We start from the raw sequence: 13830 nt of genomic DNA, 5'->3' as shown, positions 1-13830 counted from the left end.
GCGGCTTTTTTGCATTTACAGCGCACTCGTCCGCGATTTACGCCCCGCCACGCCCCCGGATTGCCCCCATTTTGCTGTACGCATGGCAAAATGCTACAGTGCAATTGTGCTGACCTTCCCGCTTCCGGAGCCCTCCCATGTTCAAAGACCTGAGTATCAAGAATAAACTGTACCTGGGCTTCGGCTCGATCGTGGCCATCATCCTGATCCTGCTGGGCGTGGCCTACAACAGCTTTTCGCGGCTGTCCGAAGCCAATGCCTGGGATCGCCACACGATGGAAGTGCTAGTCGAGATCGACAAGATTCACAATTCCATCCTACAAATCCAGGTGGAAACGCGCGGCTACATCCTCACCGGCAATGAAGCGTCGCTGACGCCGGAAACGGACGAAGCGGCCGTGCTGAGCCAGCACACGCAAAAATCCATCAGCATGACGGCCGACAACAAGGTCCAGACGGAACGCTTCCGCCAGATCGACCAGCTGAGCTCCACCTGGGTCAAGGACTGGATCAATCCCCTGATCGAAAAACGCCGCGCGCTGGGCAATGCGCCGGGCGCCACGGAAGCGGTGGCGCGCCTGCTCCCGCCGGCCGGCTCGCCCGGCATCGTGCAAGCCAACAAGCTGCTCGACGAAGCGGCCGCCGAAGAAAACCGCCTGCTGGCCGAACGGACGAACACGACCGGCCGGCTGCAGGAAACCATGCTGCTGACCCTGTCGCTGGGCGGCGTGCTGTGCGTCGTGCTGGCGCTGGGCATCTCCTACCTGCTGGGCCGCTCCATCCTCGGCCCGCTGAACAACCTGACGGACGCCGTGGGCCGCATCGCCGCCGGCGAACAGGGCGCGCGCGCCGCCATCATCTCGCGCGACGAGCTGGGCAAGGTGACGGAAGAATTCAACCGCATGGCGCAAACCATCCAGGACAACCAGGCCAATGAACTGGCCGCCACCAACACCTTGCGGGCCAAGGTCGATTCCCTGCTGGAAGTGGTATCGAAGGCGGCATCGGGCGACCTGACGGGCAAGGTCGGCATCACGGGCAGCGACGCCATCGGCCAGCTGGGCAACGGCCTGGCGAAGATGTTCGAGAACCTGCGCAGCCTGCTCAACAACGTACAGAAGGCCGGCATCCAGGTGACGACGTCCGCCACGGAAATCGCCGCCTCGGCGCGCCAACAGGAAGCCACGGGCATTGAGCAGGCGCAAACCAGCGTGGAAATCCTCAGCACCACCAAGGAAATCTCGGCCAACACGAGCCAGCTGCTGAAAACCATGGAAGACGCCACCGCCGTCGCCGACTACACGACGAATGCCACGGCCGAAGCGCAGAATAACCTCAAGCGCATGGATTCGACCATGCAGCACATGGTCTCGGCCACCGACTCCATCAACGCCAAGCTGGCCGCCCTGTCGGAAAAAGCCAGCAATATCAACAGCGTCCTGATTACCATCACCAAGGTGGCCGACCAGACCAACATCCTGTCGCTGAACGCCGCCATCGAGGCGGAAAAGGCGGGCGAAGCGGGCCGCGGCTTCTCCGTCGTGGCGACGGAAATCCGCCGCCTGGCCGACCAGACGTCCGTCTCCACGTGGGATATCGAGCAGATGCTCAAGGAAATGCAGTCGGCCGTGTCGGCCAGCGTGATGGGCATGGATAAATTCTCGGAGGAAATCCGCCGCAGCGTGGGCGAGGTGCGGCAGGTGGCCGAGCAGCTGTCGTCCGTGATGGACCAGGTGCAGAAGCTCACGCCGCAATTTGATGCCGTGCTGCAAGGCATGCAGTCGCAAGCCATCGGCGCCTCGCAGATTTCCGACACCATGATGCAGCTCAATGATGCCACGCAGCAGACGGTGGAATCGCTGAAAGCCACCAGCGAAGCGGTGCACCAGCTGCAATATGCGGCGGGCGACCTGCAGTCGAGCGTCTCGACCTTTGCCGTGACCATCTGATCCCATGAAAGTACTGGTCTTTCACATCGGACGCGACCGCTACGGCCTGCCCCTGGCCGCCATCGTGCGCGTGCTGCCGCTGCTGGAACTCAAGCAGTTGCCGCTCACGCCCGACTACGTGGCCGGCCTGATGGACTTGCACGGCGCGCCCGTGCCCGTGATCGACCTGTCGCGCCTGGCAGGCTTGCCGGCGGCGGCGGCCCAGTTTGACACGCGCATCGTCGTCGTCGACTACCGCGCGCCCGATGGCGCCACGCATGCGCTGGGGCTGCTGGCCTCGCAGGTGCGCGGCATCGCCGACATCGCCCCGAACAAGCTGGGCGACAGCGGCGTGGCCACGGCGCCCTTCCTGGGCCAGGTGGCCAGCGACGCGGACGGCATCGTGCAGCTGGTGGAACTGGCCCACCTGCTGCCGCCGGACGTGCGCGCGCTGCTGTTTCAAGGCGGGAGCGCGGCATGACGGCGCAATCGCTGCTGCGCCGCGCCACCGGCCTGTCCGTCTCGAAATCGGTGGCGGAACGGGCCGTGAGCCAGCGCATGGAGCAGACGGGCTTTGCCGACAGCGACGCCTACCTGCAAGCGCTCACGCCGGCCGAAATGACGCAGCTGATCGAGCTGGTGGTGGTGCCCGAGTCGTGGCTGTTCCGCGACCCGCAGGCCTTTTACGCCACCGTCGAACTGGTGCAGGAGCGCTGGGCACGGGGACGCGCCACGCGCATCCTGTCGATTCCCTGCGCCGGCGGCGAGGAACCGTATTCCATGGCCATGGCGCTGCGCGACGGCGCCGTGCCGAAACAGGCCTTCAGCATCGACGCGTATGACCTGAGCCCCGGCTGCATCGAGCGGGCGCAGGCCGGCATCTATGGCCGCAATGCCTTCCGCGCGCAGGACGTGGCCTTCCGCGAACGCTATTTCACGCACGTGGCCGACGACGCCTACCGCATCATCGATGCCCTGCGCGAGCAGGTCACGTTCAGGCAGGGCAATTTGCTGCAGTTCGACACCGCCACCTACAGCCGCCATTACGACGTCATCTTCTGCCGCAACCTGCTGATTTATTTCGACAAGCCGACCACGCGCGCCGCCATCCACAACCTGTCCGCCCTGCTGGCCGACGACGGCATGCTGCTGGCCGGCTATGCGGAAGTGCCGTCGTTCTGCCAGAACGGCTTTGCGCCGCTGCAGTTCCGCCAGGCCTTCGCCCTGAAAAAGGACAGCACGCCGCCGGCGGCCGTCATCCAGGTGGCCGCCCTGCCGCCGGCGCGGGCGCTGCGCAGCGTGCCGCCCGCCCCGCGCCCGCTGCCGGCCCGCGCACCGCATGCCGTGCCAGCACCTGCGCCAGCGCCGTCCCGCGCCCGTCCCGTGGCCGTGGCCGCCCCGGCGCCGGCCGCCGCGGCCGACCTGCTGGCCGAGGCGCGCCGGCTGGCCGACCGTGGCCAGCTGCGCGAGGCGGGCGAAAAATGCCACGCCCACCTGGCCCGCGCGCCGGAGGCGGCGGAAGCGTACTTCATGCTGGGCATTATCAATGAACTGGCCGGCAAGATGGACCTGGCGGACGACTACTGGCGCCGCTGCATCTACCTGCAGCCCGACCACTACGAGGCGCTGTGCCACCTGGCCCTGCTGGCCGAACGCAATGGCAACCATACGGCTGCCGCCACCCTGAAGGCGCGCGCGGCGCGCATCTACCAGCGCCGCCAGGCGTCCAACTAAGGGGCACGCATGAGCACCACCATCGAGAGCGGAACCCTGGACGGCATCGAGGACTGCTGGAACCACATCGGCGTGGTCGGCGACCAGAGCTGCCCCAGGCTGCCGGCCAACGTCCATTGCCGCAATTGCGAGGTGTATGCCGACGCGGCCCAGCGCAACCTGCAGCGCCCCGTTGACGAACACTACCAGCAGGAATGGGCCAGCCACTTCCGCCAGCTCGACGCGGGCGGCGAAGTGCGCGACAGCTCCGCGCTCGTGTTCCGCATCGGCCGCGAATGGCTGGCGCTGCCCACGCGCGTGTTCGACTCGGTGGCGCCGCAAGCGCAGCCGCACGCGCTGCCGCACCGCAGCGGGCGCGGCCTGGCCGGCATCGTTAATATCGGCGGCAAGCTGTATCCGTGCATGTCGCTGGCGCACCTGCTGGGCATCGACGAACAGGGCACGCCGGTGGCGAAAGGCCGCCACACCTTTGCGCGCCTGCTGCTGATGCGCTGGGAAGACCAGGCGTATGCCCTGCCCGTGGCGGACCTGCACGGCATCGTGCGCTATGCCTCGGGCGCCGTGCAGGCGCCGGCCGCCACCATCAACAAGGGCCTGTCGCGCTTTCTGTCCGGCGTCATCACCGAAGGCGACATGCGCATCGGCTGCCTGGACACGGCGCTGATCGGCTTTCAACTTGCGAGACTACTACGATGAGCCAGGACCAGCACGGCGACCTGAGTGCCTTTTCCATGCTGGACCTGTTCCGCATGGAGGCGGACAGCCAGACCCAGATTCTCACCGACGGCTTGCTGGCCATGGAGCGCCATGCGGGCGACGCGGCCGCCGTCGAATCGATGATGCGCGCGGCGCACTCGATCAAGGGCGCCGCCGCCATCGTCGGCCTGCAGGTGGTGGTGCAGCTGGCGCACGGCATGGAAGACAGTTTTGTTGCCGCCCAGCATGGCCGCCTGAAGCTCACGCCGGAACGGGTCGACGTGCTGCTGTCGGGCGTGGACCTGATCGTGCAGCTGTCGCGCCTGGACGACGCGGGCGCCGAGGCGTGGCTGGCCGCCAACGCGGCGCAGATCGACCAGACCCTGAACGCCATCGCCGGCATCGCCGAGCTGCCGGAACTGCCCGCCCTGCCGCCGTCCCCGCCGCCGCTGCCACCCGCCGCTGCGCCAGCGCCGCCCGTGCCGGCGGACATCGCCGCGCCGCAAGCCCCCGTGGCCGGCGGCCTGGCCGGCGAGGAAGCGGCGGCGGTCGCCGCGCCGCGTGCCAGCGGAGCGGCCGCCACGGCTGCGGCCAAGGCGCCGGCGCAAAATTTCGACAAGCTGCTGTCGCTGGCCAGCGAATCGCGCATCAATGCGCACCAGATGCATCCCTTCATCGGCGCCCTGCAGCGCTTCAAGCGCAACCAGAGCAGCCTGTTTTCCGCCATCGAGCACCTGCACGAAGCCATTTCCCGCTCCGGCGACGCGGGGCTGATGGAAAAATCCCTGCTGGCGCTGCAAAAGACGCAGCCCCTGAAGCAGTTCATGCTCGAGCACATCGCCGACATCGAAACCTATGAACGGCGCCTGCTGGCCGTCTCGCAAGGCATGGTCGACGAGGTGCTGGCCCTGCGCATGCGCCCTTTCCGCGACGGCATCCACGCGTTTCCCCGCATGGTGCGCGACCTGGCGCGCAGCCTGGGCAAGGAAGTGCAGCTGGAGATCGAGGGCGAAGACACCCTGGTCGACCGCGACATCCTGGCGAAGATCGAAAGCCCGCTGAACCACATGCTGCGCAATGCCATCGACCACGGCATGGAAGGCCCGTACGAGCGCATCGAGGCGGGCAAGGAAGCGCTGGGCACGATACGCATGGAAGCGCGCCACCGCGCCGGCATGCTGAGCATCGAGATCAGCGACGACGGGCGCGGCGTCGACCTGGAAAAGATCCGCCAGTCCGTCATCGAGCGCAAGATGGCCAGCCCCGCCATGGCCGCCGCGCTGTCGCCGGGCGAGCTGCTGGAATTTTTGTTCCTGCCCGCCTTCAGCCTGAAGGCCACGGCCAACCAGCTGTCGGGCCGCGGCGTGGGCCTCGACATCGTGCACGAGACGATACGCCAGCAAAACGGCACCGTGCGCCTGGAGTCGGAGCCGGGACGCGGTTTCCGCGCCCTCATCACCCTGCCGCTGACGCAATCGATCGTGCGCGCGCTGGTGATCGACATCCAGGGCGAAGCCTACGCCATCCCCATCGTCAAGGTGGAAAGCGTCGTGCGCGTGCCGCAAGCGGCCATCCACACGCTGGAAAACAAGCAGTTCTTCGAACTCAAGGGCGAGCATCTGGGCCTGGTGTCGGCAGCGCAGGTGCTGGAACTGGGCGAAAGCGCCAGCGGCGCCGACGACTTGCCGGTGGTGGTCATCGGGCGCGGCAAGCAAAGCTACGCGCTGGTGGTAGACGCCATCCGCGGCGAGCAAAGCCTGGCCGTGCAGGCCATCGACCCGATCTTCGGCAAGATGCGCGACATATCCGCCGCCGCCCTGCTCGACGACGGCGAGCCGGTGCTGATCCTCGACGTGCCCGACCTGCTGCTGTCGATCGACAAGCTGCTGCACGAAGGCGGCCTGCACCAGCTGGCGCAAACGGGCCAGGCGCAGCAGCGCCGCGCCAAGCGCATCCTGGTGGTCGACGATTCGCTGACGGTGCGCGAGATGGAGCGCAAGCTGCTGCTGGCGCGCGGTTTCGACGTCGACGTGGCCATCGACGGCATCGACGGCTGGAACGTGGTGCGCAGCGGCGAATACGACCTGGTGATTACGGACGTGGACATGCCGCGCATGGATGGCATCGAACTGGTCTCGCTGATCAAGAAGGACCTGCACCTGCACAAGCTGCCGGTGATGATCGTTTCATACAAGGACAGGCCGGAGGACCGCGCGCGCGGCCTGTCCGCCGGCGCCGATTATTATCTGACCAAGGGCAGCTTCCACGACGAGACCCTGCTCGACGCGGTGGCCGACCTGATAGGAGATGCGCGCTTATGAGCTGTACTTCATGAAAATTGCCATTGTTAATGATGTCGCGATGGCCGCCGAGGCCTTGCGCCGGGTGGTGGCCAGTACGCAGGAACACCAGGTGCTGTGGATCGCCCGCACGGGACTCGAAGCAGTGCGCATGTGCCTGGATAACCGCCCGGACCTGATCCTGATGGACCTGAACATGCCGGAGATGGATGGCGTCGAGGCGACGCGCCTGATCATGGAACAAAGCCCGTGCGCCATCCTGGTCGTCACGGGGCGCCCGCAGGACAATGTCAACCAGGTTTTCCGCGCGCTGGGCGCGGGCGCGCTCGACGTCACCGCCACGCCCGTGCTGCAGGGACAAGTGGGCGGCGACAGCGAGCTATTGGCCAAGATCAAGACGATCGGCAAGCTGATACGCCATAGTGCGGAGACGCCGCCGCCGCGCCAGGCCAACGGCAACGGCACGGAACGCGGCGACGGCCAGGTGACGTCGCTGGTGGCCATCGGCGCCTCGACGGGCGGTCCGTCGGCCGTGGCCAAGGTGCTGTCCGGCTGGAGCGCGCCGCCCGGCTGCGCCATCGTCGTGGTGCAGCACATCGATGAAACCTTTGCCTCGCATTTCGCCAAATGGCTGGACGACCAGCTCAGCATGCCCGTGCGCGTGATCGCCGACGGCGACGAACTGGTGGCCGGCACGGTGCTGGTGGCCAAGACCAACGACCACTTGCTGCTAGATCAAAATTATCGTTTGGGTTACGATGCAGCACCGCGCGATTACGTGTATCGTCCATCCGTCGATGTCTTCTTCAACTGCGTGGCGCAGCACTGGCGCGGCGATGCCATCGGCGTATTGCTCACCGGCATGGGCCGCGACGGCGGCGATGGCTTGCTGGCCATGCGCCGCGCCGGCAAGACGACGATCGCGCAAGACCAGGCCAGCAGTGCCGTGTACGGCATGCCGCGCGCAGCGGCCGAACTCGATGCAGCACAGCAAATATTACCCCTGGACAAGATCGGCGCCAGCCTGCGCAGCCGCCTGGGCGTCAAACTCAACAATGGGTGGGAACCCTCCCCCAACATCTGAAAAGAATGCAATGCCAGAATTTTCCTCCAGTTTCATCCAGCACGAGCCCGCGCTGACCGAATTCAAGGTCAGCGTGCTGCTGGTGGACGACCAGTTGATCATTGCTGAGGCAATCCGGCGCATGCTGAGCGACCAGCAGGATATCGAATTCCATTACGTGACCGACGCCAGCCAGGCGCTGGACACGGCGCTGCGCCTGCAGCCCACCGTCATCCTGCAGGACCTGGTGCTGCCAGGCATCGACGGCTTCGCCTTGATCAAGCTGTACCGCGAACACGAGGCGCTGGCGCACGTGCCCGTCATCGTGCTGTCGGCCAAGGATGACCCGAAACTGAAGGCGCACAGCTTTGCCGTCGGCGCCAATGATTACGTGGTGAAACTGCCGGATCGCCTGGAATTGCTGGCGCGCATACGCTACCATTCCAACGCGCACATCAGCCGCCTGCAGCGCGACCAGGCATTCCGTTTCCTGCGAGAAAGCCAAAAGAATCTCGCGGACGCGAATATTGAATTACAGAAACTGGCCGCCCTCGACGGCTTGACGGGCATCGCCAACCGCCGCCGCTTCGATGAAACCCTGCACTTCGAGTGGCAGCGTGGCCAGCGCGACAAAGCACCGCTCAGCCTGCTTTTCTGCGACATCGACCATTTCAAGAGCTATAACGACCACTTCGGCCACCTGCCAGGCGACCTGTGCCTGAAAAAGGTCGCCGCCGTGCTGACGGAACACCTGAAGCGCCCGGCCGACCTGGCGGCCCGCTACGGCGGCGAGGAATTCGCCCTGATCCTGCCGGAAACGGAAGCGGCCGGAGCACTGCTGATCGCCGAAGCGTGCCGGCGCCACCTGGAAGGCTTGCAGATCGAAAACCCGGCGGCAGGCACCGGCATCGTCACCATCTCGATCGGCGTGGCCACCGTCGTGCCCTCGCCCGACTCGACGATCGAGCAACTGATCAACCGCGCCGACCAGGCCCTGTACGCGGCCAAGCGCGGCGGACGCAACAGCGTGCTGAGCGCCGATGACGTCCGGGACTGATTTTTAACAGCAAGGAAAGTGAAGCATGAGCACACAACTGGACAATGTCAGCGTCGTCAAGAAATCGAATATCTACTTCGATGGCAAGTGCGTGTCGCACAACGTCATCCTGGCCGATGGCACGAAGAAAAGCGTGGGCGTGATTTTCCCCTCATCGCTGCGCTTCAACACGGGCGCAGCGGAAATCATGGAAGTCGTCGGCGGCCTGTGCAAGGTACGCCTGGCCGACGCGACCGAGTGGAACAGCTATGGCGCGGGCCAGGAATTCAGCATCCCGGGCAATAGCTATTTTGATATCGAAACGGTGGAGACGCTCGATTACGTCTGCCATTTTGCTTGATTAAACAAACACAGGCTCGGGCGACAGGCGCACGCCGTATTTCGCCTCTACATCATCCTGTATCGCTGCCGCCAGCCGGGTAATGTCCGCGCCACGAGCGCCGCCATTATTCACCAGAACCAGCGCCTGCTTGGGATACACTCCCGCGGGCCCCAGGTTTTTCCCCTTCCAGCCACACTGATCGATCAGCCAGCCGGCCGCCAGCTTTTCCGTGCCATCGGGCTGCGCATGGTGCACGAGCGCAGGAAAACGTTCCAGCAGGGCCGCACACTGTGCCTTTGACACGACGGGATTCTTGAAGAAACTGCCCGCATTGCCGATCACGGCCGGATCTGGCAACTTGCGCCGGCGGATGGCCATCACGGTTTCCGCCACCTGCTGCGGCGTCGGTTCGGCAAGATTGCGCTCGGCGATGGCCTGCGCCAGTTCCCCATAGCGCAGATTCGGCTGCCACTGGGCCGGCAGGGCGAACGTCACTTCCAGCACGATCAGCTCGCGCCCTTCTTCCTGCTTGAAGATGCTGTCGCGGTAGGCAAAGCGGCAAGCCGCGCGGTCCATGTCGAAGACGATGCCGCTGGCGCTGTGCATGACGCTCACGCTATGCAGATAATCCTTGATTTCAACGCCATACGCGCCAATATTCTGGATAGGCGCCGCGCCCACCGTGCCGGGAATCAGCGACAGGTTTTCCAGCCCGCCCACGCCTTGCGCCAGGGTCCACTGCACGAAGTCGTGCCAGTTTTCGCCGGCCGCGGCCGTGACGAGGATGGTCTCGAAGTCCGCCTGCGCCAGGCGCATGCCGCGCGTGGCCATGTGCAGCACGGCGCCGGGAAAGTCGCCCGTGAGCACGATGTTGCTGCCGCCGCCCAGGATCAGGCGCGGCATGCCGGACAAGGCGGGATCCTGCAGCGCCGCCTGCAATTCGGCCTGCGAGGTGATGCGTACGTAGGCGGCCGCATTGGCCGCGATGCCGAAGGTATTCAGGCGCTGGAGGGAGTAATTGTGTTCGATGGTGAGCTCTGCAGACATGGGATAGGGAAATTTTGCTCGATTATAGAGCGAAAGCGACAAAAAACCACCTCAGGACAAGGGCGACTTGCCCGTTGTCCGTTAAAATGTCGCATCTTTAACAGGGCCGTCCCATGGCGCAGAATCAGCCGCCAAGGCCCAGCGCGCCGAGCGTGCGCTCGCTTTAACAAGAAAAGGAACAGACCATGCCGTCATTTGATGTAGTCTCCGAAGCCGATATGATCGAAGTCAAGAATGCAGTCGAGCAAGCCAACAAGGAAATCTCGACCCGCTTCGACTTCAAGGGCAGCGACGCCCGCGTCGAACACAAGGAAAACGAACTGACCGCGTTTGCGGATTCGGAATTCCAGCTCAGCCAGGTGCGCGACGTGCTGACGAGCAAATTGACCAAACGCAAGGTCGATGTGCGCTTCCTCGACGAAGGCGACATCAAGAAGATCGGCGGCGACAAGGTCAAGCAGATCATCAAGATCAAGAATGGCATCGAAACGGATGATGCGAAGAAAATCGTGCGCGTCATCAAGGACAGCAAGATGAAAGTGCAAGCGAGCATCCAGGGCGAAGCCGTGCGCGTCACGGGCGCCAAGCGCGACGACCTGCAGGCGGCCATGGCCATGCTGCGCAAGGACGTACCCGACATGCCGCTGGAATTTAACAATTTCCGCGATTAATTTCGCTTAAATGCCCGATGAAGCGCGCTCCGGGCCGCGCCTGCCCCGGCATGGCGGCAAGCTGTCCCGGAGCGCCTGCCCGCTTGGGGTAAAATTGAAGCTGCGCACAGCTACATGCGCCCGCGCGCCGCACCGGCAGCGGGCTTGACCGTACATCTGGCTCAGTGATAACCACGGTAGTCTAAGGATAGCAATGAAACGTGTTGATGATTTCCGCCTGCGATTTGGCAAAAAAGAATATGTGCCCATCATGATAGGCGGAATGGGTGTGGATATTTCCACGTCGGAGCTGGCCCTGGAAGCGGCCCGGCTGAACGGTATCGGCCATATCTCCGATGCCATGGTGGAAGACGTGTCGGACCGCCGTTTCGACACCACCTTCGTCAAAGACAAGACAAAACTGTACAAGTTCAACATCAATAACAGCGACAAGGCCGTGGTGCAGTTCGACCTGGGCCGCCTGGCAGAAGCGCAACGTCTGCATATCGGCCGCACCATGGAAGCGAAAAAAGGTGATGGTTTGATCTTCGTCAATTGCATGGAAAAGCTGACCATGAACGGCCCCCGCGAAACCTTGCGCGTGCGCCTGAATGCGGCGCTGGACGCGGGCATCGACGGCATCACCCTGTCGGCCGGCCTGCACTTCGGCTCGTTTGCCCTGATGGCTGACCATCCACGTTTCCGCGACGCCAAGCTGGGCATCATCGTCTCGTCCGTGCGCGCCCTGCAAATCTTCCTGCGCAAGAACGCCAAGCTGGACCGTTTGCCTGACTTCATCATCGTCGAGGGACCACTGGCCGGCGGCCATCTGGGTTTCGGCATGGACTGGGCCAATTACGACCTGCACACGATCACGGCGGAACTGCTGGCCTACCTGAAGGCGGAACAGCTGGACATCCCGCTGATCGCGGCCGGCGGCATCTTCACGGGCAGCGATGCCGTCTCCTTCCTGGAAGCGGGCGCGGCTGGCGTACAGGTGGCGACGCGCTTTACCGTCACCAAGGAATGCGGCTTGCCGAACAAGGTCAAGCAGGAATACTACAAGGCCTCGGAAGAAGACATCATCGTCAACGGCGTCTCGCCGACGGGCTACCCGATGCGCATGCTGAAGAACACGCCCGCCATCGGCGCCGGCATCCGCCCAGGCTGCGAATCGTACGGCTACCTGCTCGACGCGACGGGCAACTGTGCCTACATCAACTCCTACAACCGCGAAGTGGCGGCCCATCCCGAGCAAAAGACCGTCGTCGTGATGGACAAGACTTGCCTGTGCACGCACATGCGCAACTTCAACTGCTGGACCTGCGGCCACTACACGTATCGCCTGAAGGACACGACGCACAAGCTGGACAATGGCGAATACCAGATCCTGACGGCCGAACACGTCTTCAAGGATTACCAGTTCAGCGTCGACAACCAGATCGCTCTGCCGGAAAAAGAAGAGCCGGTAGCGGGCTGAATCTTGTCAGCCTGAAATAAAAATGGCGCAGCCTGCGAAGGCTGCGCCATTTTTTTATGCGGGCAACATTTCCTGCAACACGCGTTCGATGGCCTCGAATGATGGCCGTCGCCCCACCTCTTCCAGCAGACAGGCATCCGTCAGGGCGTGCAGTTCGGACAAGGGGGCATCCGCATGGGCGATCAACTCTCCCAGCAGCACGCCAAAGGCGCGCGCCTCGATCCCTTGAAGAACGTCCCCTTGCGGCGAGCCGGGCTCGAACAGGGAGGCCGCGCCAAAATCACCGAGCAGGCAGGCACCGCTGTCCGCATGCAGGATATTGTGCGCATACAGGTCGCCGTGCGCGATGCCGCGCGCATGCAGCTGGCGCACGGCCGAAGCGATGCCATGGGCAATGGCCAGCACTTGCGCTGCGTCAAAGCGCACGCCATCGGCATACACGTCGCGCGTGCACGATGCCAGACTCGGCGGTCCTGCCAGGTTGCGGAAAGCAGGGTCGATGAGCGGCATGACGAGCCCCGGCGCGCCTTGCGGATGGGCGTCCAGCGTCCCCAGGATGGGAATCAGGCTGGCGTGCGCGCCGGCGCGGACGCAGGCGGCCATCTCGCTGCGCGGCAAGCCGTCGCTCGTCATCGCCCCCTTGAATACTTTCACCGCGACATCCTCAGCGCCATCCAGGCAGGCCCGGTAAATGACACCCGAAGCGCCCTCGCCCAGCGGCTGCGCCAGCTGCAGGCGCGGCCATGCCACGCTTGCCGTTGCCGCATCGGCCAGGGCCACCAGCTCCTGCGCTTCCGTAAATGGATTGCCCGCATACGCGAGCCAGCCCAGGCGTGGCAAGGCCAGCAGGCAAGCGGGCAGCGCCGTGAAGCGGTTGGCGGCGATGCGCACCAGTTCCAGGCGATGGCAATCGGCTAGCGAAGCGGGCAAATGGCTCAGACAGTTTCCCGCCAGCATGAGTTTCTGCAATTCTCCGCACTGGCCCAGTTCGTCCGGCATGGCGTCGATGGCATTGTCGGTCAAGGTCAGCCAGCGCAGGCCGGGCGGCAAGGCGGCGGCCGGCACCTGGCGTATCCGGTTGGCCTTGAAACCGATCATTTCCAGCGCAGGGCAAGAACCGAGCACGGCCGGCAAGCTGGTAAACAGATTATCCGAGCAAAAAATGATGCGCAGCTTGCGCAGGCGTGGCAAGTCGTCCGGCAGCGATGACAGGGCGTTGCCGGACAGGTCGAGGATTTCCAGGCTGTGGGCCAGGTCGAAGATCTCGCTGGGGAAGTCGGTGAGGCCGCAGGACAGCTTCAGACGGCGCACGCCGGCCAATTGTCCCGCGCGGAGTTGTTCCAACGTATGCAAAGCAGACAAGATATCCCTTTCAAGGCGGCACGCGATCGATGCCATGCATCAGATCAATGGACGTAAAAAAACCCCCACCGGATCACCGATGGGGGTTTTTTCGAATAACAAGCCTGACGATAACCTACTTTCACACTGGTTGCAGCACTATCATCGGCGCAAAGTTGTTTCACGGTCCTGTTCGGGATGGGAAGGGGTGG

Annotated in this window: 12 protein-coding genes; 10 read left to right on the top strand and 2 right to left on the bottom strand. The window is 64.2% G+C overall.

Annotation, left to right across the window (positions count from 1 at the left end; all coding sequences use genetic code 11):
• Nucleotides 1-137: 137 nt before the first annotated feature.
• The 8 genes from EBS11_RS02050 to EBS11_RS02015 are packed head-to-tail and all read left to right on the top strand — an operon-like array spanning nt 138 to nt 9118.
• Complete coding sequence (locus tag EBS11_RS02050; RefSeq protein WP_290600157.1) at nt 138-1949, top strand: methyl-accepting chemotaxis protein; 1812 nt, start codon at nt 138-140, stop codon at nt 1947-1949.
• Nucleotides 1950-1953: 4 nt separating this feature from the next.
• Nucleotides 1954-2409 carry a chemotaxis protein CheW gene (locus tag EBS11_RS02045; protein WP_290600155.1) on the top strand — a complete coding sequence of 152 codons (456 nt, stop codon included), beginning with the start codon at nt 1954-1956 and terminating at the stop codon, nt 2407-2409.
• The gene (locus tag EBS11_RS02040; protein ID WP_290600153.1) at nt 2406-3662 is read left to right on the top strand and encodes a protein-glutamate O-methyltransferase CheR; all 1257 of its coding nucleotides are present in this window, start codon (nt 2406-2408) and stop codon (nt 3660-3662) included. The genes EBS11_RS02045 and EBS11_RS02040 overlap by 4 nt, the downstream gene beginning before the upstream one ends.
• A gap of 9 nt (nt 3663-3671) precedes the next feature.
• Entirely contained in the window at nt 3672-4358 is a 687-nt protein-coding gene (locus EBS11_RS02035) for a chemotaxis protein CheW (protein ID WP_290600151.1), read from the top strand.
• Nucleotides 4355-6679 carry a hybrid sensor histidine kinase/response regulator gene (locus EBS11_RS02030; RefSeq protein ID WP_290600150.1) on the top strand — a complete coding sequence of 775 codons (2325 nt, stop codon included), beginning with the start codon at nt 4355-4357 and terminating at the stop codon, nt 6677-6679. The genes EBS11_RS02035 and EBS11_RS02030 overlap by 4 nt, the downstream gene beginning before the upstream one ends.
• 10 nt (nt 6680-6689) lie before the next feature.
• Nucleotides 6690-7742, top strand: coding sequence for a chemotaxis-specific protein-glutamate methyltransferase CheB (gene cheB / locus EBS11_RS02025; protein WP_290600147.1), 1053 nt, complete (start codon nt 6690-6692; stop codon nt 7740-7742).
• Nucleotides 7743-7752: 10 nt separating this feature from the next.
• Nucleotides 7753-8778: a diguanylate cyclase gene (locus tag EBS11_RS02020; RefSeq protein ID WP_290600145.1), complete on the top strand. Its 1026-nt coding sequence runs from the start codon at nt 7753-7755 to the stop codon at nt 8776-8778.
• 25 nt (nt 8779-8803) lie between these two features.
• Nucleotides 8804-9118 (top strand): pyrimidine/purine nucleoside phosphorylase, encoded by a 315-nt coding sequence (locus EBS11_RS02015; RefSeq protein WP_290600143.1) that lies wholly within the window; start codon nt 8804-8806, stop codon nt 9116-9118.
• Here the strand turns inward: EBS11_RS02015 and murB are convergent, their stop codons facing one another.
• A complete protein-coding gene (murB, locus tag EBS11_RS02010) occupies nt 9119-10147 on the bottom strand; it encodes a UDP-N-acetylmuramate dehydrogenase (protein WP_290600141.1) in 1029 nt (342 codons plus the stop codon). It lies immediately after the preceding gene.
• A gap of 185 nt (nt 10148-10332) precedes the next feature.
• On the opposite strand from murB, the gene EBS11_RS02005 reads away from it, so the two are divergent.
• Both EBS11_RS02005 and EBS11_RS02000 read left to right on the top strand, forming a co-directional pair.
• Entirely contained in the window at nt 10333-10818 is a 486-nt protein-coding gene (locus tag EBS11_RS02005) for a YajQ family cyclic di-GMP-binding protein (protein WP_290600140.1), read from the top strand.
• A 193-nt stretch (nt 10819-11011) separates the two neighbouring features.
• Nucleotides 11012-12277 (top strand): nitronate monooxygenase, encoded by a 1266-nt coding sequence (locus EBS11_RS02000; RefSeq protein WP_076573004.1) that lies wholly within the window; start codon nt 11012-11014, stop codon nt 12275-12277.
• A 54-nt stretch (nt 12278-12331) separates the two neighbouring features.
• Here the strand turns inward: EBS11_RS02000 and EBS11_RS01995 are convergent, their stop codons facing one another.
• On the bottom strand, nt 12332-13630 hold the full coding sequence (locus tag EBS11_RS01995) for a leucine-rich repeat-containing protein kinase family protein (protein WP_290600380.1): 1299 nt from the start codon (nt 13628-13630) through the stop codon (nt 12332-12334).
• Nucleotides 13631-13830 lie beyond the last annotated feature (200 nt).

The sequence above is a fragment of the Janthinobacterium sp. genome (genome assembly GCF_009923995.1).
In the GTDB taxonomy this organism is placed as follows: Bacteria; Pseudomonadota; Gammaproteobacteria; order Burkholderiales; family Burkholderiaceae_D; genus Janthinobacterium.
Note: the sequence above shows the minus strand (reverse complement) of the source record. Positions and strands in the feature narration are given on the sequence as shown.

Bases quoted from the DNA above. Each gene is read 5' to 3' on its own strand.
- EBS11_RS02050 (WP_290600157.1), top strand. From the start codon at position 138: ATGTTCAAAGACCTGAGTATCAAGAATAAACTGTACCTGGGCTTCGGC.
- EBS11_RS02045 (WP_290600155.1), top strand. From the start codon at position 1,954: ATGAAAGTACTGGTCTTTCACATCGGACGCGACCGCTACGGCCTGCCC.
- EBS11_RS02040 (WP_290600153.1), top strand. From the start codon at position 2,406: ATGACGGCGCAATCGCTGCTGCGCCGCGCCACCGGCCTGTCCGTCTCG.
- EBS11_RS02035 (WP_290600151.1), top strand. From the start codon at position 3,672: ATGAGCACCACCATCGAGAGCGGAACCCTGGACGGCATCGAGGACTGC.
- EBS11_RS02030 (WP_290600150.1), top strand. From the start codon at position 4,355: ATGAGCCAGGACCAGCACGGCGACCTGAGTGCCTTTTCCATGCTGGAC.
- cheB (WP_290600147.1), top strand. From the start codon at position 6,690: ATGAAAATTGCCATTGTTAATGATGTCGCGATGGCCGCCGAGGCCTTG.
- EBS11_RS02020 (WP_290600145.1), top strand. From the start codon at position 7,753: ATGCCAGAATTTTCCTCCAGTTTCATCCAGCACGAGCCCGCGCTGACC.
- EBS11_RS02015 (WP_290600143.1), top strand. From the start codon at position 8,804: ATGAGCACACAACTGGACAATGTCAGCGTCGTCAAGAAATCGAATATC.
- murB (WP_290600141.1), bottom strand. From the start codon at position 10,147: ATGTCTGCAGAGCTCACCATCGAACACAATTACTCCCTCCAGCGCCTG.
- EBS11_RS02005 (WP_290600140.1), top strand. From the start codon at position 10,333: ATGCCGTCATTTGATGTAGTCTCCGAAGCCGATATGATCGAAGTCAAG.
- EBS11_RS02000 (WP_076573004.1), top strand. From the start codon at position 11,012: ATGAAACGTGTTGATGATTTCCGCCTGCGATTTGGCAAAAAAGAATAT.